Genomic DNA, 16,237 nt, shown 5'->3' with positions numbered 1-16,237 from the left:
GCCGCTGGCGCAGCATCGCGTGGTGCGACAGCGACGGCCCTCCCCGAGGGCGCTCCCCGCACTACGCTCGTCGCCTGACCGAGAGGCACTGGGGCGGGGGTCACGGGCGTGAAGCGCATCGTCGGGGTGCACGGGATCGGGCAGTCCAGGACGTCCAAGGAGCAGTTGACGCGCGACTGGTCGGGGGCGCTCGACCGTGGCCTCGGCGCGGCGGGCGCGCCCACACTGTCGCCCGGCACCCTCGAACTGCCGCACTGGACACGGCTCCTGGCCCGTCCGGGCAAGCACCTCGGCCCGGACGACGATCCCTTCGACAGCGAAGTCCCCCTGGGCGACGGCGAGGCCGACTTCGTCACCCGGGCGCTGGAGGACGTCGTTCCCCGCGAAGACCTCGACCGGATCGGGGAGTCGGAGTCGCAGACGCTCGGGCCGCCGCAGCTCTGGCCCGCGCGCCTCACCCGCCTGGTGATGGCGTACGACCTGCGCTTCCCCCGAGGCGGCGGCAGGCTCTTCGTGAGCGCGATGCGCGAGGTGCGCTTCTACCTGTACGAGCCCGGTCTCGCGGCCCGGGTCCGGGCCCTGGTCGCGGAAGCGTTCGACGCGGACACCGCCGTGGTCGTGGGGCACTCGCTGGGCAGCGTGATCGCCTACGACCTGCTGCGCCGGGAGGAGATCGCACCCGACCGCGCGTCCGGGGTGCGTACGCTCCTGACGTGCGGCTCCCCCTTGGCCGTTCCCTCGGTACGGCGCGGACTGGGCATCGCCGACGGTGAGCCCATGGGGCTGCCCGGCGGTACGGGGTGGGTCAATGTCTTCGACCCGGGGGACGTGGTCACCGGCGGCGGCGGACTCGGTGGTCTGGGGCCCGGGATCGCCGACGAAAGGGTGAACAACGGCATCGGAGACCCGCACAGCGCCGCCCGCTACCTCCAATCCGGCCCCGTGGCACGCGTGATCGCGGACGGCTGCCGGTGAACCGGAGCGCGGCTCCGCGAACGGCCCGGCGATCGCTGATCGAGATCGCCGAATCGGAGCGGGACGACGACCCCGAATTCCGTGAAGGGATCGCCGCCCAAGTCGCCGTCGTACGGGAGTGGTGGGCCGAGAGACCGCCGAGCGAGAGCCGCTTCGAACGGCGCGGCCCGAAACGGCTCGACACGGTTTACGACCTGCGCGAATTCCTGGACGACGCGCGGCCGGAGGAGGCCGCCCACGATCACGCGCTCGTGGTCTACGTCACCGGCCACGGGGTCACCCGACCGTCGCACGACCACTTCCTCCTGCTGCGCGACTCCGACGAAAGACGTCTCCCGGCGACCGCGTTCCAGACCGGCGACCTGATCGCGCGCGTCCTGGACTCCGACTCCGACCACATCCTGGTGATGGTCGACTCCTGCTACTCCGGTGTCCTCCGCAAAGACCTGCAACGCCGGCTCGAAGCCTTGAACAGCGCACGGCGGAACCTGAACTCCCTCGTGGTCATCTCGTCCGCCAACGAGACGGGGACCCCGCGTCCGCAGCAGTTCACGCGCCTCCTGCAAGCCGTCTCCTCGTACTTCAAGGAAAAAGAGGCGGGGTTCGCGAACGCGCACCTGAGCTTCGCGGAGTTCTTCGAAGCGATGCGCGTTCTGCGCAAGCGGGATGTCTCGCTCGATGTGCAGTTCCTCTGGCCCAACTACGCGCTGATCAGCAGCGACGACCATCAGGACCTCAGCCCCTGCCTCCCGAACCCCGGTTACGCGCCCGAACGCGTCGTCGTCGGCCCCGCGCGCGGCGCCGTCGCCTGGAGCGCCGCCGACCTCGACGCGTACTGGCTCTCCCGCGCCTCCGGCCGGCCGTCGGACGGCGGCCCCGGCTGGCACTTCACGGGCAGAAGCGGGCTCGTACGGCGCTTGAACCGGTTCCTGACGGGAGACGCGAGCACGCTCGTCGTCACCGGAGAGGCCGGATCGGGGAAGTCCGCGCTGCTCGCCCGGGCCGTGACGCTCAGCGACCCGGGGTTCCGGGCGGACCCGGCGTACGCGCCCCTCATCGAGGACATTCCGCCCGGTCTCCTGGTGCCCGTGGGGGCGGTCGACGCTGCGGTGCTCGCGCGGAACGCGGACGCCGACGAGTTGGCGGCGGCGCTCTACGCGGCGCTCACCGGCACGGTGCCGACCGGGGTTTCGGGGGTCGGCGTCCTGGACGACCTGCTGGATCACGTACTGGTCACCGCCCGTCGGGAGGGCCGTCCGCTGACGATCGTCATCGACGGCATCGACGAGGCCAAGCACCCCGCGAGGATCGTCACCGACCTCGTCCGCCGCCTGGCGCATCAGTGGACCGACGACGAACTGCCCGCGGTACGACTGCTCTTGGGCGTGCGCAGCGCGCGCCCCGACACGGGCGGCGACGGCCCCCGGCCGCCGGTGGACCGGTCGGCGGATCTGCTGAGTCTGCTCGTTCGGTCCACGGACGCCGGGGAACCGCTGCGGACGGACACCGACGCCGACACCGTCGAGGACATCGCGGCGTACGTGGGCGCGCTGTTGAAGGCCCGGTTCACCACAGGTCCCGGCCCCTCGGCGCCCCCGGCCCCCCGTGCTCCGGTCCCCCGTGCTCCGGACCCCCGCGCCCTGGAACGGCTCGCCCTCGCGGTCGCGGAGGAAGTGACGCCCTCCTTCCTGGACGCGCGCCTCGCCGCCGAAGCCCTGCTCGCGGCGCCGGACCGGCTGCCCCGCCCCGACGACGCCGACTGGCGGCGCGGTCTGCGCCGGGGCACCCAGGAACTGCTGCGACAGGATCTCAGGGCGGTCGAGCGCGCCACGGGCGTACCGGCCCGGTCCGCCGTGCACGTCCTGCGCGCGACCGCGTTCGCCCAAGGGGACGGCCTTCCGTGGGGCGAGGTGTGGCCGTGCGCCGTACAGGCGTTGGCGCGAGGCGAGGTCGCGGCGCCCGAGGCGCTGGTCAGGCGGGTGCAGGAAGGTCCGCTCCAGGGATATCTGGCCAAGGGGGTGGAGGACGGCAAGTACGTCTACCGGCCGGTCCACGAGCGCATCAGCGAGGTGCTGCGCGGGGACCCGCGCCTGCTGCTCTCCGGGGAAGCGGAACCCGGCACGTCCGAGGAGGCGGAGGCGGGCGTCAGGGCGGCCCACCGCCAACTGGCCACCGCCTTCAGCGCGCTTCACGCGCGGAAGACCGGGCTGCCGTACCCGTACGTGTGCCGCCACCTGGTGCAACACGCGGCGGCCGGAGGCGTACTGAACGACCGGGTCGTCACCGACGGCTTTCTGCCGCACGAGACGAGCGGGAACGTACGGGGCGCTCTCGGGCTGCTCGCGGAGCACGCCCCGGACACCGAGCGGCTGTTCGCGTGGGCACGGATCGAGCCGTTCCTGGCCGACGCGCCTCCGCTCGCGCGCGCGGACAGCCTGCGCTTCTCCCTGCTGGAGGGCAGGGAACCGGCGGCGGTACGGGACAGCGGCGGCCCGGCCGCCGACCGTGTCGTGCCAGTGTGGAACCACCTCGCGGTGCCGGGCAACGTCCTGGCGAGGCAGGACGCGGACCTCTGCTCCCTGGTGTCCTTCACCCTCCGGGACGGGACACCGCTGATCGCCGTGGGCGACGCCGACGGGGCCATACGGGTCTGGGACCCGGCCACGGTGACCCCGGTCGGTCCGCCGATCCCGGGACACGGCCGCTTCGCGCGGGCGCTGACCGTCGTGAGCGATACCGAAGAGCCATCAGCCGAGCTGCAATTGGCGGTCGGCTGCGATGAAGGCGTCTGGATCTGTGACCCGTTGAGCGGCACCACGCGACAACTTCCGGTCACCTCGGCCGTCCAGGCCATGGTGTCCTTCAGCGACGTGTACGGGTCGCCCCGACTGGCGATCGGTACGGCCAGGGGGCTCGTGCTGTGCGATCCGCTCACCGGAGGGCCGCGCGGCGGCGAATGGGCGTACGGGGACGACTCGTTGACCTCGGTACTCGGGCTCGCGGCCTTGGCGCTCACCGATGGCACCACACTCCTGGCCGTTCAACGGGCGGGCCGCGTCGAGATCGTCCAGGCCGCCGCGCAAGGCTTCCCCACCCGCCCGGTGTGCACCGTGCGGGTCGATGACGACGAGATCGCCGCGCTGGCCCTGATCGGGGACCGGACGGGCGAGAGCCCCTTCCTGGCACTGGCCTCCCGGACGCGCGGGACGGTCGGCTTGTGGGACGCGCTGACCGGCGCCGGATTCGGGGACCGCACGGTCAGGCGCTCCGCGACCGTGCTCGCGCCGTACCTCCGCGCCGGCTCGGAGCCGCTGCTCGCGCTCGGCACCGACGACGGCGCCGTCCACCTGTGGAATCCCGAGACGGGGGAGGAGGCACGCCGGTTCCCCGCCGACCACACGGACGGGGTGACGGGCCTGGCCGTCGTGCCCGGTCGGGACGGCGTGCCGCTTCTGGTCTCCGCCTCCGGTGACCGGACCGTGCGCGTGTGGAACCCCGAGGCGTGGGCGCGGCACCCGGAGCGGTTCGCGCGGTCCGTCCGGCGCGCCGACGGGACACTCCTCGCGGTACTGCCCGGCCCCGGCGACGCTCCCGAGACCGTCGAGGTCGGCCCGGAACGGAACCTGACCGTGAGATCGGCGGCCACGGGGGCGGTCATCCGGTCGATCGACCTTCCCAGGACCGGACTTGACGGTCCGGTGACGGCCTTGGCCGTCCACGCGCCGCCCGGCGGTTCCCCGATGGTCTTCGCCGGACTGCCGGACGGTGCCATCGGCGTCTGGAGCGAGGGCAGTTGGCGCATGATGAACGCGTGGATCTTCGGGGACGACCACGCCACCGCCTTCGCCGCCTTCGCCGACAGCGGGCGGACCGTGCTGGCCGTGGGGACGCGCCATGGGTCGGTCGTGTACTGCGACCCGGCGAACGGACAGGTGCTGGGGTGGCTCCACATCGGCGAAGACACCGGGTCCGTCCACGCGTTGACGTACGTGCCGCTGCCGTCGGGCGGCGTCCTCGCCCTGGCCTCCGAGGACGGCGGCGTGCGCCTGTGCCGCCCGTTCAGCGAACCGCACGCCGAATGGCCGGGAGACATCGGCACCGTGGAGTGCCTGGCGGTCCTTCCGGCATACGGGGAAGGGGAGTTGCTGCTGGCGGCCGGTGGTTCCGACGGCTGCGTACGGCTGTGGACGGGTGATCCGGAGCGGGAACCGTTCACGCTGCCGACCCGGCACGACGGTCCCGTATCCGCCCTCCACGCCGTACGGTCGCCCGGCTCCCGCCGCCTGCTGGTGAGCACCGGCCGCACGGACACGACCGTGCGGCTCTGGGACCCGGCCGCCGGGGAAGAGGTCACGCGCCTGGTCACCGCGGCGGCCCTGACGTCCCTCGGCGTCGTGCCGTCCACCGACAGCCCGGCCCCTCGCCAGCCCGTGATCGTCTTCGGCGGCCCGGCCGGAATCGGCGCGGTGACGCCGAGCGCGGCGCGGCCCGAGGGGTAGTCGCAGCACGTGCCGTTCAGGCCACCCGCATACGGGCGACCGCCTCGCGCGCGCGGCGCCGGGCCCGCTCCGACAGCACCTCCCGACTGTCGTGGGGCGACCCGAAGCCGCCGCAAGTGTCGCTCAGGGCAAGGGCGTTGCTCTGCGAGACCAGGCGGCCGAAAGCCGTCAGGCGCACGGGATCGGCCGGCCGGATCAGCCGCGCCAGCTCCGTCCGCGCGCCGAGGCCCGCATCGCGGGCGACGTCGTCCGCCAGCGCGCACCTGACCGTGTCCCAGGCGGGTCCGCCGGTCGCCCGGTACGCCTTGGCGACGGTGTCGGAGTGCAGGACGTCGGCGCCGTGCCGGTTCAGCGCGTACGCGGCCACGTACAGGCCCTGGTGGTCGCGGTCGCGGCACTGCTCGCCGTCGACGTGATCGGCGCAGTCGCAGCCGGTCAGCCGGGGCAGCACCGCCGCCGTGACGTGCTCCGGATCGGCCCGGCGGCTCGGGGCCCCGGGCGGCGGCAGGGGAAGTCCCGCCTCCAGGGCCCGGGTCCGCCAGGCCGCGCGCGCCGCGTCGAGGGCCGCCGAGGGCCGCTGCCCCGCGCCGAACGAGGCCATCCGTGAAGGGTTGGCGTGACCGAGGCGGCTCACCCCCGCCAGGAAGGCGGCGGCCGTACGGGCGCTCCGCGCGTCGTCGGCCGCGAACGCGTCCGTGAGCTCGGCCCGTTGGCGCTCGCTCAGTACCCGGTCCCAGAGTTCGAGCATCACGCAGGCCGCGGTGGCCAGTTCGGCGACGAGCGGATTCCACCCGTGCGGCTCCGAGAGATCGACCGTGCCCCAACACCATTGATGTGCAATGTTGTTGAGTTCTCCTGGTTGGCCCACGTTGCCCTCATCCAGCGTGCTAGCGTCCTGCCGCATCTCATCAGACACAGCGGAGAGCGGAGCACGGATCAGGTGTCGTTGGCCGAATTACGACCGTCCCCGGGGCCGTCACGTCCCCGCTGGGACCCCAGAAGGCAGGCGTGCGTACCGGTGCTGACCGCCCGGGGGCACGGCACTCGCGTCACCCTCGTCCACGCACTGCGGCACGCGGACGGTCTGCGCGCCGTCTCGGCGAAGACCGCAGGGGAGACCGTCGCCCTGCTGGAGTACCTCCTCGCCGTCTGCTACGCCTCCACCCGCTGCCCGACGACCCGTGACGAGTGGCTCGGCTGGGTCCGCGACGGCACGCCGCTGACCGGGGCCGCCGACTGGCTGGACGGCCGCCCCGACGAGCACTGGGACCTCTTCCACCCGACAGAACCGCTGGGGCAGAACGCCCTCCTCGCCCCGTACCTCGACGAACACGGCGCGGGACCGGCCCAGTTGGTGATCGAGCACGCGGGGGACTACAACCAGTTCTTCGACCACCACCACCTCGAACACCCCACTCCGCTCCCCGCCGACGCCGCCTTCCGCGCGATGCTCACCCAGCACGCGTACGGACCCGGCGGCCGGGCCCGTATGCCCGGCAAGGAAACCCTCGGTCCCACGCTCACCAACCTGGCCGCAGGACGCCTCAGCACCCGTATCCGGGTCGTCGCGCTGGGGACGACGCTCGGCGACACCCTGCGGCTCAATCTCGTGCCGACCGCCGAGGACCCCGGCCGCTTCAACCGGACCTGGACGGTGGCGCCGGAGCCCCGGCGGGGCTTCCTGACCAAGCCGTCGGGGCGGCGGGTCGACGGACCGGCCGACCTGAACACCGTTCTGGGACGCTCGATCCTCCTGCGGCCGACCGTCACCGAGGACGGGACTCCCGCTGTCGACCGCGTCCTGATGGCGGCCGGTGAACTCCTCGAACCACTGGCCCACCACCGCACGCAGGACGCGGTCTACGACGGGGAGGGCGCGGGGAGCGCCGACGCCAAGCCGCTGCGGCCCTCCGCGACCAAGGCGTTGTGGCGCGAGGCGCACGCCCTGTACGCGGCCGTCGCCGACCGGACGCACGGACCCGACCTCTACGACCGCCTCGCCCTGCTGCGGGGCCGTCGACTCAGCCTCTGGGCCGTCGGGTTGATAGCGAAGCAGACCACGGTCGTCACCTGGGTGTCGGACACGTTCCCCTTCGTGCCGGGCCGCGAGCGGGACATGAGATACGCGGCCGAGCGGGGTTCGCTCATCGCCGACCATGTGGCGGCCTGGCTCTTCAAAGCGGCTTACGTCGCCTGGACGGTGACGTACCCCAACCCGAAGCCGGGCGACAAGGACCGTCAGATCGCCCGGTTCGACGCGCGGCCCGAGCACTGGGCCCACACGGCCGAGCCCTTCCACACGCTGCTGGACGAGACGACGGCGGCCGGGACCGAGGAGCGGGTCGACGCGGCGCTCGTCGCCTACGCGGCCGAACTCGCGGACTGCGCACGTCGGTTCCTGGGCAACCGGCTCGACTCGCTGCCCGCCAACTCGCGCGGGATGCGGGCACGGGCGCAGGCGGTCCGGTGCCTGGAGAGCGGCCTGACCGGACGCACCGCCCCCGACGAACTGAAGGAGGACCGCGAGTGACCGCCGACATACCGGGCACCGCGTACCGCGACGGCGCCGAGCGCGCCGCCGGTACGGAGGCGCGCGACCGCGCGCGGAGCGAACAGCTCACCCGCTGGCTGGTCGGCCTGGTGCGGAGCCGCGACAACGGCACGCTCGCCGAACTGCGCCGCCCCACGGTCAGCCAGAACGCCCACATCGAGGCGGGCTGGTTCGACCCGTCGCGCCGCGCGGTGTTCGAGCAGGTGGCCTTCCTCTTCGCCGTCTACCACCGGGGCGCCGTCGAACCGTCGTGGGGATACGGGAGCCTGGGCACCGCGGCCCGCAGGATCGGCACCAGCCTCGGGTACGGGCCGGACGACGCGGGCGCCGGCAGGCTGATGGACCGCGTCGTCTCCAGCCGCCGGCCCCCTCTGCGGCACCTTCAGCACACCGTCGCCCGGCTGCGCTCGTGCGGCAAGCCGCCGCCGTCCTGGGCACAGCTCGCGGACGACCTCGCCCGCTGGTCCGACCGGCAGGCCCGTATCCGGTACCACTGGGCCGTCGACTTCCACGCGCCGTCGCCCGGCACCGCCGCCAGGAGCAGCAGAACCACCAGGACCGTCACGACGAAGGAACTGCCCACGTGAGTAACCCCGTCGCCCTCACCGGGCGCCAATTCCTCTCCCTGCACCTGCTGGAGACGCTGGTCGCGGTCCTCCCCGTCAGGGACGAGAACGGCGCGCCCAAGTCGATCGTCTACGGCGGTGTGGAACGGCACATGATCACCAGTCAGGCGCGCCGCCGCGCCGAGCGGGTGTACTCCCGCGACCGGGCGAACGCCCAGGAAGGGCCGCTCGCCGGGCACGCCATGGGCGTCCGTACCCGCGAATGGGCCCTGGTGACCGCCCGAGCCCTGGAGTCCCGGCACGGCTGGACGAGGGAGGAGGCGCTGCCCACGGCGCGGGCCGTCCTCCAGGCCGTCGGCCTCAACTTCGGCGATCCCGCCAAGCCCACGGTCGCCGACCTGACCAAGGTGCTGCTCTTCGCGCCCGCTGACGCGGGTGACCGGATCGCCGACCACATCCACACCGACCGGGCGGCGGTCGGCGCGTGGGCGGAGCGGTACCTCGCCCAGTCTCAGGCGGCAGCGGCCAAGAAGCCCAAGGGACGGCGCGGGAGCGGTCAGCCGGAGGAGGCGGGCGCGGACGAAGCGGGCACGGACGGGACGGCTCCTGACGAGGCGGGCGCCGCCGGAGGCAAGCTGCCCGCGCTTCCCAAGGCCACCAGGACCGCGGTCCTGACCGCGCTGGCCCCCCGCGACGCGATCGACATCGCGCTCTACGGCCGCTTCCTGGCCGAGATCCCGGACTCGCCGAACGTCGACGGCGCGATCCAGAGCGGCCACGCCTTCACCGTCCACGAGGCCGAGTTGACCGACGACTTCTACGCCGCCGCCGATGACGCCAAGCTCGCCCGCAAGAGCAACGCGCTCGACTTCCTCGACTCGGCGGACGACTCGGGGGCGGGCATGACCGGCTACCAGTCGCTGATCTCGGGCACGTTCTACCGGCACGCCGTCCTCGACCGGCGCAGACTGCGGCAGAACCTGCGCGCGGCGGGCATGTCGGAGCAGGACGCGGAGACCGCGTCCGTCGCCGCGGAAGCGGAGTTCGTCAGCGCCTTCGTCAACGCCTTCCCGCAGGCCAAGAAGAACTCGACCGCGTCCACCGGGTCGTTGCCCGCCCTGGTGCTCGCCTTCGACGGCGACCGGCCGTTCAACTACGCGTCGGCCTTCCAGCGGCCTGTCGACGAACTCGCCGAGGGCGGGCCCGCCGGGGAACTGGCCGTACGCCGCCTCCTCGCCCACCACGCGTTCGTCCTCCGGCGGCGCGACGACATCACGGCGGGCCGCGTCCTCACGTACGACCCGGCCGTGCACGCCGTGCTCCAGGAACTGGGCGTCACGGATGTCGACTCCGTCGAGAAGCTGACGGAGCTGACGGAGCTGACGGAGTCGTCGGCGCAGTCGCAGTCGGCGGAGCTGCCGGGGTGAGCCGCCACGTCCTGCTCATCCGCCTCGCGGCTCCGCTCCAGTCCTGGGGAGTGGTCTCCTGGTTCTCCCGGCGTGACACCCACAGCCGCCCCACGAAGTCCGGCGTGATCGGTCTGTGCGCCGCGGCCCTCGGCCACGAACGCGCCGACGACCTGGGCGAGTTCCACGCCGTCCGGTTCGGCGTCCGCGCCGATCACCCCGGCACCCCGGTACGCGACTACCACGTCGTCGGATCCGGCCGGTATCCCGTCCGCCCGCGGGACGTCATCACCGACCACCGCAGGGCCGCCGCGCTGTCGCCCTCCATGGCGGAGGCCGGGGGCACCGCCTTCGGCCACCACGAACTCGCCGACTGGTACGGGGCGCCGAAATACGTCACCACCGATCCGTCATCGGGTGCCCTGGTCTCCCGGCAGCTCTCCCGGGGCGCGCTCATCACCGAGCGCTGGTACGTGTCGGACGCCGCTTTCGTGGCCGCGCTCCAGCATCACGACCGAGCCTTCCTCGCGACGGTCGCGACGGCGCTGGAGAGCCCGGAACGCCTGCTGTGGCTGGGCCGCAAGTCGTGCCCGCCGTCCGGCACACTGGCCGGGCCGCTGCTCGCCGGGACCGTCGAGGAGGCCTTCGCGTCCGTCGCGCTGCTGCCTTCGCAGGGCGTCGGGGCGCCGCCGTCGCCGCGGCCCTGGGCATGGATCGAGGCGGTGGACCCGGACGGTACGGCGACTCCCGTACAGGACCAGCCGGTCACCTTCGACGCGGACCGTCGCGCGCACACCACGCGGTGGGAGACCCGTACCCGCGTCACCATCGACGAGAACGCCACCGAATGGGACGTCATCCCGTGACCAATCCGCCCGCCGCCGCCCGATTCGTCGCCACGCACAGCGTCCTGACCATGGACGCCCGGCACCCGTACACCGCCAAGTCGCTGGTGGACGCCCAGGACATGCACCGCACCGTGATGAGCGGCTTCCGCGGCTGGGTCGCGGACGGCGACCCCGACGCCCGCGCCCAGACAGGGGTGTTGTCGACCTGGTCCGTCGATCTCAAGGCAGCGGCGCTCGTGCTGGTGGTGCAGTCCAGGGTCCCGGGGGACTGGGCGGGCGTGCCCCGCGACGCGCTCACCGGGACACCGCGGGTGATCACCGTCGACCGCACCATCCGCGCCGGGGACTCCCTGACCTTCCGCACCGTCGTCAACCCCACTCAGAGTCGTCCGACCGGGCCGCCCACCCCCGAGCGCCGCCGAGGTCAACGCACCGCCCACACCCGGCCCGACCACGTACGGCACTGGTTCGCCCGGCGGTTCCAGCAGCCGGGCGAACCCCGCAGGGCCCCCGACGGCGTCGCCCGGATCGGCGCCACCGCCGAGGAGGAGTCCCTGGCCGTCCGCATGCTTCCCACGGTCACAAGTCCCGCCCCTCACAAGGGCCTTCGCATCGCCCGCGCGGAGATCCGCGGCACCCTGACCGTCACCGACCCGGCCGCCCTGGTCGACGCGATGACCCAAGGCATCGGCCACGCGCGCGCGTACGGCTGCGGGCTGCTGCTGACGCGGTGAGCGCACCGAAGTTCAGGCCAACGGACCTTACGAGCACGGCCGTTGGTAGGGAATGCCGGGGAAGTGGGCGGTCCACACCGCGTCGGTGAGGACGTTGGCGGTGGCGGCGCAGACGCGGGCCGCGGCGGTGTCGGGGGCGAGGGGCCAGAGACGGAGGGTGCCCGCGACGGAGGAGGTGATGAGGGTGCGGCCGTCGTGGGTGGGGGCGAGGGGGCCCGCGCCGGGGGCGGGCAGGGGGCGGCCCTTGGGCGCGGGGTGGTGGAGGTCGGAGACGTCCCAGAGGCGGACGGTGTTGTCGGCGCTCGCGCTGGCCAGCAGCGAGGTGTGGGGGACGAAGGCCAGGGACTCGATCCGGTCGCCGTGTCCGGTCATCGGGCCGCCGAGGGCGGCGGGCCTGTGCGGGTCGGAGACGTCCCACAGGCGCAGGGTGCGGTCGTGGGAGAGGGCGAGCGTGCGGCCGTCGGCGGAGAAGGCGGCGGCCGACGCGCCGTAGCGGGAGTCCCCGTAGGCGCTGGTGGGGATGGCGGCGAGCGCGGCCGGGCGGGTGGCGTCGCGGGTGTCCCAGAGCTGGTAGGGCTCGGGGGTGTTCTCGGTCAGGGTGAGGCGCCCGTCGGCGCCGAGGGCCAGCAGGTTCCCCCGGAGCGGTGAGTCGGCGACCAGGGGGCGGGGGCCGGCCGGGCCCGAGATGTCCCAGAGGCTGCTGTGGAGCGCGGTGGTGGACCACAGGCGCTTGCCGTCCGCCGTGAACGACAGCTTGCGGATCGACGCTCCGGAGGGCTCGCCGAAGGGCTCGCCCAGCGGCGCGGGGCGGGCCGGGTCGGCGAGGCTCCACAGCGCGATCGTGGTCCCGTCCGCGGCGACGTCCATGTCGCCCACGGCCGTCGCCAGGGTGCGCCCGTCGGGGCTGACGGCGAAGACCGAGGTCCGGCCGTCGGGTCCGGGCGTCGGCCGGCCGGCCGGCGTCGGACCGCGGGCGTTCGTCAGATTCCACAGCCCGACGGCGGAGTGCGGGACGGAGGAGTTGTCGTCGACTCCGGCGACGAGCGTCCTGTCGCCGGGCAGGACGGTGATCGAGTCGACGGCGCCGCCCGGGGTCGCGACCGCGGGCGGAAGGTCCCAGACCCGGACGGTGGAGCCGTCGCCGCTGGCCAGGGCGGACCCGTCCGGGGAGAACGCCAAGGCGTCCACGGTCTCGGTGTGTCCGCCCAGCGGCGCGTACATCGCGACGAGCGGATGCGGGAACTCCTCCTCCAGCGAGGACGACGCCAGGCCGGTGTCGGCGACGCGCCAGAGCGTGACCGTACGGTCGTCCCCTGCGGTCGCGAGCACCTGGCCGTCCGGCCGCATGGCCATGGACAGAGCCGCCCCGCGCGGGAGTTGGTGCTCGTTGTGCAGGGCGGGCCGGGTCCGGACGGTCAGGTCCCAGACGCGCAGCGTCTCCGGGGACAGGGTGCTCGGCTCCCCGTTGCCGCCGGGGTCGCCCGCGGTGGCCAGCCACCGGCCGTCCGCGGAGAAGGCGACGTCGGGCGTCAGCGTGGCGCCCACTTGCAGGCCCTGCGGCAGCAGCTCCTCGAAGCGGCCGGGCGCGGAGACGTCGACGAGTTGCAGGGTGTTGCCGTCCTCCCACACCGCGAGGGTGCGTCCGTCGTGGCTCAACGCGACGGCCGCGCCCGGCCGTTCGGCGCCGGGCTGCGGGCGGGCGGGGTCGGTGAGGCTCCACAGCGTCGTGGTCCCGCCGTTGACGCCCACGTCGGCGGTGATGAACTCCCGTCCGTCCGGGGTGAACGCGACCATGCGGGTGTCCTCGGTGCCCGTCATGCTGCCGGTGCGGCGGAAGTGCGCCGGGTCGGACACGTCCCACAGGTCGAGTACGGGGTGCGGGGCGGAGCTGTCGGCCGTCGTCCCGTCCGAGCCCTCGGTCGCGTCGCGGGCGAGCGGCGCGTACACCGCCAGCCGTCGCCCGTCCCGGCTCAACCGCACGTCGGCGGCGCTCTTCAGGCCCGGTACGGGCCGCCCGACGCGGCGCGGGTGCGAGGGGTCGCGGCTGTCCCACACCGTCACCGAGCCGTCCGCGGCCCTGGTCGCCATCCGCCTGCCGTCCCCGCTGAAGGCCGGCGCGCCCGTCGCCCCCGGCACCAGGGCCGCCAGCGGGCCGTTCGCCCAGGACAGGAGGTTGGTGTACTTGTCGTCGTCCGGCCGCATCCGGTACGAGGCCAGGTCGAGCAGGGCGGCGAGCGACGGGTCGCTGGTGCGGACGCGGTCGGCCTCGATCGCGACCTGGCCCGCGATGGCGGTGTCCCGCTCCTTGCGCGCGGTGTCCCGCTGCGTCTGCGCGGTCGCGCGCTGCTGGAAGGCGAAGACGGCGGTGCCGGAGGCGATCAGCACCAGGGCGGTGAGCACGGCGATGACATTGCGCCGTAATCGCGCGGCCCGCGCCGCCTGTTGGGTCGAGGCGGCGAGGAAGTTCCGTGCCGCCGGGCTCAGATGGTCGGGGGCGGAGGTCGCGGCGGTGGTCGCGCGCTCCAGCCGACTGCCCCGGAACAGCAGGGCGTTGTCGGAGCCGCCGTGCTCGCTCCACGCCCGTGCCGCCTCCTCCAGCTCCTGGCGCACCAGGATGTCCGCCCGGCCGCGGTCGATCCAGCGGCGCAGGCGGGGCCAGGCGCGGATCAGCGCCTCGTGGGTGATCTGGACGGTGACGCGGGCCGCGGCGCGGCTCTCGTCCTCGGGCCCGTCGCCGTGCGGCCCGTCGCCGTGCGGCTCGCCGCCTTCCGGGGCGCCGTCCAGGGTGAGCAGCCGGGCCCGGCTGAACGCGGTCAGCGCGGCGGCCGTGGCCGAGGCCGCGGAGCCGTCGGTGGCCAACTCGCCCAGTGACGCGCGCCGCCGGGTGTCCTCGGCGCCGTGCCCGATGCGCACGAGCCGCAGGAACAGCGCCTCCGCCGCCTGTCGGGCGGCCATGTCCAGTCCGGCGTAGGCGCGTTCGGCCGACGTGGAGATCGCCTGCCGGATTCCGCCGGTGGCCTGGTAGTCCGCCACGGTCAGCGCACTGCGGCTGCGCCGTATCCACGTCATGTGCAACGCGTGGGCCAGCAGCGGCAGTCGGCCCGCGGTGAACCACGCGTCGGGGTCGGGGTCACCGACCGTCGGGTCGTCGGGGAAGACGCCGAGGTCCCGCAACAGCAGCTCTTCCAGGCCCGGTTCCATCGTCAGCCCGGTCGCCTCGGCGGGCGCGACGATCGCGGCGCGCAACTCGTCCTCGGTCATCGGCCCGACCAGGACCTGGCGGCCCCTGAGCACCGCGCGCAGTCGCGGGTGGGCGATGGCGTGGCCGTAGAAATCGGCGCGGAGGCCGAGGACGAGCAGGACCGGGGGCGGCGTCCCGTGGGGCGCGGGGCCCGGCTCAGGGCTCGGCACGGGGCCCGGCACGTGGCTCGGCGCGGGCTCCTGCGCCATACGGCTGACGGCGTCGATGAAGGCGCGGCGCTCGGTGTCGTCGGTGCAAAGGGTGAACAGTTCTTCGAGCTGGTCCACGATCACGACGAGGCGGGGCGCCGGTGCGCCGGTCGCCCCGGCCCGCGCGGCCAGGGCGACGCTGAGCCGGTCGGTGTAGCCGCCGGGGTCGGTCCGTAACGCCTGCTGTACGGCGGCGGCCTCTTCGCCGGTCGCGGCGGCCAGCTGCCCGGCCAGTGCCGCGAGCGGGTGCGCCGTGGGCGTCAGGACGAGCTGCGGCCAGTCCCGCGAACCCTCCACCGGAAAGCGGTTGCCGCTCAGCGCGGGCCGTAGACCCGCCATGAGCAGCGACGACTTGCCCGACCCCGAAGGGCCGACCACCGCCAGCGGTCCGCCCGCCTCCAGTTGCGCGACGACCTCGGTGATCAGGGGATCGCGCCCGAAGTACCACTGCGCCTGGTCGACGCCGAAGGGGGCCAGGCCGGGGTACGGGCACCGGTCGTCGTCGCCCGCGGGCCCGTCGGCGCGCCGGTCGGTCCGGCCGCGGGCGCCGTACATGAACAAGTCGCGGGCGGCGTAGTAGATATCGCCGCCCGCCTGGTTGATCCGGCTGTCGCCGGACGCCGTCGCGGTCTGTTCCAGCGAACGGGCGTCCGCTCGGCCGCCGACCGCGGGAGTGCCGGCCGGTCGGGCCGGGTCAGGCGTCGGGGGCATCGGTGAGGTGGATGCTGCCGCCCGCCTGGAAGACGCGGTTGCCGCGGCCGGAGACGGTGGCGCGCTGGGTGACCGTCGTCCCGGGAGTCGTCGGGGCCGCGGCCGGGCTCAACTCGTCCAGCACGCGGCGCAGTTCGGCGGCCAGCGCCGGGTCCGCGTCCAGCATGCGCTGCAATCTGCGTTGCCAGTCCGCGGCGAGCTGCGTCTCCGTCTCGGCGTCCCCGCTGTCCCGCGCGGCCAGCACATCCGTCCGGACCTCGGCCAACTCGGCCTCCACGGTGGCCACTCGCTCGGGATGCACGCGCCGCCACAGCGCCAGCGCGGTCGCCCGCGCGTCCTCCCAGGCGTCACTGGCCATCGCACTCACCAGCGTCGTTCCCGCCGCCAACACCAACGGATCCACCCCGCCCGCCCCCCACCGACCCCGGCCGCCTCACGGACCGTCATCGTATCGGCACATCCCGTTCGGCCAAGGGAGAACGCCGGGCTCCGCTTGG

At 74.0% G+C, this 16,237-nt stretch carries 10 protein-coding genes; 7 read left to right on the top strand and 3 right to left on the bottom strand.

Annotation, left to right across the window (positions count from 1 at the left end; translation table 11 throughout):
* Positions 1-108: 108 nt before the first annotated feature.
* Both ACFZAM_RS00765 and ACFZAM_RS00760 read left to right on the top strand, forming a co-directional pair.
* Positions 109-975, top strand: coding sequence for an alpha/beta fold hydrolase (locus tag ACFZAM_RS00765; protein WP_391041713.1), 867 nt, complete (start codon positions 109-111; stop codon positions 973-975).
* A complete protein-coding gene (locus tag ACFZAM_RS00760; protein ID WP_391041711.1) occupies positions 972-5,474 on the top strand; it encodes an AAA family ATPase in 4,503 nt (1,500 codons plus the stop codon). The genes ACFZAM_RS00765 and ACFZAM_RS00760 overlap by 4 nt, the downstream gene beginning before the upstream one ends.
* Before the next feature lie 16 nt (positions 5,475-5,490).
* Here ACFZAM_RS00760 and ACFZAM_RS00755 read toward each other — a convergent pair whose 3' ends face one another.
* Positions 5,491-6,342, bottom strand: coding sequence for an HD domain-containing protein (locus ACFZAM_RS00755; RefSeq protein WP_391041709.1), 852 nt, complete (start codon positions 6,340-6,342; stop codon positions 5,491-5,493).
* Positions 6,343-6,492: 150 nt separating this feature from the next.
* Here ACFZAM_RS00755 and ACFZAM_RS00750 point away from each other — a divergent pair, with 150 nt between their 5' ends.
* From ACFZAM_RS00750 to cas6e, 5 genes are read left to right on the top strand one after another with little or no spacing between them, the layout of a single operon-like run.
* Entirely contained in the window at positions 6,493-8,004 is a 1,512-nt protein-coding gene (locus ACFZAM_RS00750; protein WP_391041707.1) for a type I-E CRISPR-associated protein Cse1/CasA, read from the top strand.
* A complete protein-coding gene (gene casB, locus ACFZAM_RS00745) occupies positions 8,001-8,612 on the top strand; it encodes a type I-E CRISPR-associated protein Cse2/CasB (RefSeq protein WP_355339954.1) in 612 nt (203 codons plus the stop codon). The genes ACFZAM_RS00750 and casB overlap by 4 nt, the downstream gene beginning before the upstream one ends.
* On the top strand, positions 8,609-10,018 hold the full coding sequence (locus tag ACFZAM_RS00740; protein ID WP_391041704.1) for a type I-E CRISPR-associated protein Cas7/Cse4/CasC: 1,410 nt from the start codon (positions 8,609-8,611) through the stop codon (positions 10,016-10,018). Before casB ends, ACFZAM_RS00740 begins: the two co-directional genes overlap by 4 nt.
* Positions 10,015-10,863: a type I-E CRISPR-associated protein Cas5/CasD gene (gene cas5e / locus ACFZAM_RS00735; RefSeq protein ID WP_391041702.1), complete on the top strand. Its 849-nt coding sequence runs from the start codon at positions 10,015-10,017 to the stop codon at positions 10,861-10,863. The genes ACFZAM_RS00740 and cas5e overlap by 4 nt, the downstream gene beginning before the upstream one ends.
* The gene (gene cas6e / locus ACFZAM_RS00730) at positions 10,860-11,579 is read left to right on the top strand and encodes a type I-E CRISPR-associated protein Cas6/Cse3/CasE (protein WP_391041700.1); all 720 of its coding nucleotides are present in this window, start codon (positions 10,860-10,862) and stop codon (positions 11,577-11,579) included. The genes cas5e and cas6e overlap by 4 nt, the downstream gene beginning before the upstream one ends.
* A gap of 27 nt (positions 11,580-11,606) precedes the next feature.
* Here the strand turns inward: cas6e and ACFZAM_RS00725 are convergent, their stop codons facing one another.
* On the bottom strand, positions 11,607-15,740 hold the full coding sequence (locus ACFZAM_RS00725; RefSeq protein ID WP_391041698.1) for an AAA family ATPase: 4,134 nt from the start codon (positions 15,738-15,740) through the stop codon (positions 11,607-11,609).
* Positions 15,724-16,098 carry a hypothetical protein gene (locus ACFZAM_RS00720; protein ID WP_391041696.1) on the bottom strand — a complete coding sequence of 125 codons (375 nt, stop codon included), beginning with the start codon at positions 16,096-16,098 and terminating at the stop codon, positions 15,724-15,726. The genes ACFZAM_RS00725 and ACFZAM_RS00720 overlap by 17 nt, the downstream gene beginning before the upstream one ends.
* Positions 16,099-16,237: the final 139 nt, after the last annotated feature.

Origin of the sequence: Streptomyces sp. NPDC008079 (assembly GCF_042957385.1) — a bacterium.
GTDB lineage: Bacteria > Actinomycetota > Actinomycetes > Streptomycetales > Streptomycetaceae > Actinacidiphila.
This window is presented reverse-complemented; position numbering and strand designations above follow the sequence as displayed.

Excerpts from the sequence above, each read along its gene's own strand:
- ACFZAM_RS00720 (WP_391041696.1), bottom strand. The coding sequence starts at position 16,098 with ATGGCCAGTGACGCCTGGGAGGACGCGCGGGCGACCGCGCTGGCGCTG.
- ACFZAM_RS00725 (WP_391041698.1), bottom strand. The coding sequence starts at position 15,740 with ATGCCCCCGACGCCTGACCCGGCCCGACCGGCCGGCACTCCCGCGGTC.